The sequence below is a fragment of the Protofrankia sp. Cas8 genome (genome assembly GCF_963555845.1).
GTDB lineage: Bacteria > Actinomycetota > Actinomycetes > Frankiales > Frankiaceae > Protofrankia.
Window position 1 is genome coordinate 12,679 of the sequence record NZ_CAUVXI010000064.1, and the last position, 4,679, is coordinate 17,357.

Consider the following 4,679-nt stretch of genomic DNA (forward strand, 5'->3'; position numbering starts at 1 on the left):
TCGTGCTGCTGCGTTTCACCTGTGAGGTCGCCGGCCACGGAATCGATCCGCGGCGACCACCGCTGGCCTGGGAGGCGTGGGACGGCGATGCGTGGTGCCCGTGCGAGGTCGAGCAGGACACCACCAACGGTCTGAACACAACCGGGGTCGTGGAGCTGCACCTGCCGCGCACCCATTCCGTGCGCAGCGTCGGCGGTCGATCCTCGGCATGGGTGCGCTGCCGGGTGGTGGAGCTGTCAGATGACGACCTGCGCAGGGGAGTGAAGCCCTACCGTGAGTCACCCCGCATCGTGTCGGTCACCGGCGCAACGGTCGGCGGCGACGTCGACGCCGTCCAGGGCGCGCTTGTCGCCGGCCAGGTGCTGGGTCGTTCGGAGGGGGTCGCCGGCCAGTCGTTCCGGCTTCCGCATGCGCCGGTGCTCACCACGTCCGAACCGGTCGTGATCGAGGTCAGTGCCGGTGACCCCCGCCGGGACGACACGACCAGAACGACCAGCCCGACCAGTCCGACCAGCACGACCGGCTGGCAGGCGTGGCAGTGGGTGGCGTCGTTCGCCGACAGCGGTCCGACCGACCGGCACTTCACCCTGGATGCGACCAGTGGGGAGGTCCGCTTCGGACCCATGGTGCGCCTTGCCGACGCCACCGTGCGCCAGTACGGGGCCGTGCCCCCCAAGGATGCGGTGATCCGCGTCCGGCCGTTCCGGACAGGTGGCGGTCGCCAGGGCAACGTCACCGCGCGGGCGCTGGTGATGCTGCGGTCGTCGATTCCCTATGTCTCCGCCGTCTACAACCGCCGACCCGCCACCGGCGGCGTCGACGGCGAGAGCGTGGACGAGGCACGTACCCGCGGCCCGCTGGTCCTGCGCTCCCGCGACCGTGCTGTGACGGCAGCGGACTTCGAGGTACTCGCCCGGGAGGCGGCACCCGAGATCGCCCGGGTCCGGTGCGTCGTGGAGACCAGCGGCCGGGACGGCGGCGCGGTGCGGGTACTGCTCGTCCCGCGGGCACCGTCGGACGCTGACGGGCGCCTCGTACTCACACAGCTCGTCGTACCCGAGCGGACGGGCGCGGCGATCAGGAGCTATCTGGACGACCGCCGCGTCGTCGGCGCCCGGGTCAGCGTGGAGCCGCCGACCTACGTGGGGACCTCCGTCGTCGCCCGGGTCGCCCCGGCGCACCTGGTGACACCCGACGCCGCCGAACGGGCCGCGCTGCGTGCGCTGTACCGGTACCTGCATCCGATCACCGGCGGTCCCGCAGGCACGGGCTGGCCGTTCGGCCGTTCGGTGCACGTCGGTGACATTTTCGGGGTCCTGCGAGCAGTGCCCGAGCTGGGGTTTGTCGACGAGGTGGTGTTGTTCCAGCGCAACCCGCTGACCGGCGCGCGCCTCGACCCGGTCGAGCGGATCGATCTGCCGCCGACCAGTCTGGTCTTCAGCTTTGACCATCAGGTCGACCTGATGATGCGGGACTGAGGGCCGGCGATGCGCGGAGCCATCGAGGGGCTGGGCACTCCCTTTCCGCTGCGCGGCGGGCTTCCCGAGGTGCTGCGCAAGCCCGATGTCCTGCTGGAACCCGGCGTTATCGACGGCATGCTGGCCGCCTTCGACGACGTGCTCGCGCCCATCCTGGCGACCTTGGACAACTTCGACGCCTATCTCGACCCGGCGTTGACGCCCGCGGACTTTCTGCCGTGGCTCGCCGGCTGGCTGGCCGTCGGCATCGACGGCGGGTGGTCGCCCGAATGGTCACGAACGGTCGTCGCCGCCGCGGCCGAGGCACGACGGTGGCGTGGCACTCTGCGCGGGATCGTCGCCGCGGTGCGGGCAGCCGCCGGCGTGGAGGCGGAGGTGTTCGACAACGGTGGGGTCAGCTTTTCCCCACGGCCGCACGGCGCGCTGCCCGGGCGCCCGGAGCCACTCCTGGTGGTGCGGGTACCGCCGGGCACCGACCTGGCCGCCGTCGGCGCGGCGGTTGCGTCCGCGAAGCCGGCGCACGTGCCGCACCGGGTGGAGCATCTACGTTCCTGATCACGCGCGGTGAGTTGGTTGGACGAGGCCTGGTGGGACGATGCCGAGATCGGTGAGGACCGCCGCATAGCGCGTCTGCGCGCTGGTCGCGGCGGCGTGGTGCCCATCCCCGCGCAGCGCCGCCATGAGCAGATGCCACAGCCCGTCCCGGTGAAGGTCGATCTCCAGGCCGCGTTCGGCCAGGCGCACGGCGTCAGCATGGCGTCGGTCACCAGAAGCGATCTCCGCGGCGCGTTCGCAGGCACCGGCGACCGCATCCCGCAGCAGGGTGCGCTCCTCGACGATCAGATCGGGCAGGTCGTATTCGGGTAGTAGGTCGCCGGTGTAGAGGTCGACGGCGTCGATCAGGTGCTGGTATTCGGTTGTGGGTCCGGGTCCGGGTCCGGGTCCGGGACCATCATCCCGGCCCCGCCGGACCGATGCCGCCCGCCGCAGTCCAAGCCTGACCCGGTGGATGTCGAGGTCGCCGTCGTCGTGCAGGACCAGACGGTAGCTGCTGGCGACCCGGCGCAGCAGACCGCGCTGACTCCGGGGCGTGTCGGGTTCCAGTAACCGCCTGATCGCGCTGATCGCCACTTGAAGGCTGTGGCTGGCCTGTGCCGGTCCGGCGTCGGGCCAGATCGCATCCATCAGCCGGTCGCGCGGCAGGAGGCGGTTGGCGTTCACCGCGAGTAGACCGAGTAGCTCCAGGTTGCGTGGCTGAACGGCGCTGAGGTCAACCGTCCGACCGTCGAGCTCGAGCGCGAGACCGCCCAGACAGCGAACGACAAGGCGCGGCACCGGCGGGTGCGCTGTCACGGCCGGCCCTGTCACGCCATCGGGGGAATCGGGGTCGGCCACCAGGAGCCGCAGCCACGCTCCTGCCCCGGCATTCGTGGCGAGCGTGACCGCGACCGCGTGCGGATCGGCAGGGGCGGGTCCCGGGGCCGACCCGATGAGGGCGAGCGCGTGGGGCAGCGGGCCGATCGCGGTGGCCGTGCGCAGCACCGCCCGGGCACGCGAGCTGTCGACGGGTTGGCCCGACGACCGCAGGGCCACCAGGAGACCGGCGTTCGCCCAGGCGACCAGCGCGGTGGCATCCAGGTCGGCGCATTCGCGTTCGGCTGCGACCAGCAGCGTGTGCGCGGCCAGTCGGGCGTTGGGCTCCGCGAGTCCGGTGAGGCCCGCGAGCAGGGTCAGCAGCGCCGCGCCCCACCGGTCGTTGCTGCGGCGGCAGCTTTCGCGCAGATGCTCCACATGTGGGGTCGCGTCGACGGCCATCGCAGCCACCCCGGCGCAGAGGCGGAACAGCTGCGGTGAGTCCACCGCCTCCGCGGCCCACACCGCATCGTTCGCGGTCATGCGTGCGTCGGGTTCGTTGCCGAACACCGCACAGATCGCCCGGCCCAGCAGGGCGGCCGCCTCGATCATCAGGGCGGTGTCGCCCGCGTGGACGAGGTGCTCGAAGCGTTGCCTCGCGGTGGCGATGTCCCCGGCGACGAGGGCTGCGACAGCCCGGGCGAGGCGCAGCTGCGGGGTGTCCGCCGGACCGTGGATGTGAGCGGACGGATCGTCGAACGCGGCGCGCATGACGTGCAACCATGATGCCGCGCGGCGGGGAGCGGGATTGAGCCACTCGTGCAGGGCGCTCGCTTCGCGTCCGACCTGCACCGGTGGCTCGACGCCGAACCTCCGGCCCGCTTCCCGGTAGGTGTCCAGCGCGGCGTCCAGGGATCCTTCGGCGACCAGACGACGGGCGAGCGCGAGTAGTACCCAGGGGTCGTAGTCGCGGATCGAGGGGGGCAGCAGGTCGGCCCATCCGGTGGGTTCGTCGACGAGGGAACGGCCCTGCTGACCGACCAGGCGGTGCACCTGGTCCCAGTCGGCGCTGCGGCAGAAGGCACGCACCGCGTCACCGAGCGCGCCGTCGGCTTCGCACAGCTGCGCCGCCTTGCGGTGGACAGCGCGCGCCGTGGCTTCGCCATGGTCGATCACGAGCCGCTCCAGGAGATGGACCCGTAGCACCTCGTGGTAACGGTAGGTACGGCCATCCCCTTCGACGAAGGTGAACAGCCCGCGCCGCTCCAGGTCTGCCAGGCGGTGCGCGCTGTCGGTCCGTTCGAGCAGGACGTCGCAGCGCTGCCCGGTGAGCCGGTCGAAGGCGCTGGTCTGCACGAGGAAGTCACGGTCGTCCGCGCTGACCGCGTTGAGCACGTGCGTTGTCAGGTATTCCCTGGTCAGTCGGGTCCCGCCGAGCCCGGCCAACAGCTTGGCCCGTTCCGAGGCGGGCCTTCCCTGTGTCGCGAGATGAAACAGTTGCAGACCGGCGGCCCAACCCCCGGTGCTGCGGGCCAGCGCCGCGACCTCCTCAGGCCGTAACCGGACGCCGTGGCAGTTATGGAACAGCTCCTCGACCTCCCACGTGCGAAACCGCAGCTCGTCCGCATCGACCTCGCGTACCTGGCCGGCCAGGCGGAGCCGGTCCATGCTCAGTGCCGGCCGCACCCGGGACGCGACGAGCAGCACCAGATTCCTCGGGAGGTAGTCGAGGAGTAATTGAAGACAGTTTTCGACGGTATTCCCGTCAACGGTATTCCCGTCGATGGTATGCAGGTCGTCGAGAACAAGCAGGAGCGGGTCGTTGAGTCGGGCCTCCAGCTCGGCCAG

At 71.3% G+C, this 4,679-nt stretch carries 3 protein-coding genes; 2 read left to right on the forward strand and 1 reads right to left on the reverse strand.

The features are described from left to right. Both U9977_RS11840 and U9977_RS11845 read left to right on the forward strand, forming a co-directional pair. Nucleotides 1-1,478 (forward strand): putative baseplate assembly protein (locus tag U9977_RS11840; protein WP_322749282.1); only part of this gene is annotated, 1,478 nt, incomplete at its 5' end. Nucleotides 1,479-1,487: 9 nt separating this feature from the next. Beyond that, nucleotides 1,488-2,033, forward strand: coding sequence for a phage tail protein (locus U9977_RS11845; RefSeq protein ID WP_322749283.1), 546 nt, complete (start codon nucleotides 1,488-1,490; stop codon nucleotides 2,031-2,033). Here the strand turns inward: U9977_RS11845 and U9977_RS11850 are convergent. After that, on the reverse strand, nucleotides 2,034-4,679 hold a 2,646-nt coding region (locus tag U9977_RS11850), incomplete at its 5' end, for a winged helix-turn-helix domain-containing protein (RefSeq protein ID WP_322749284.1).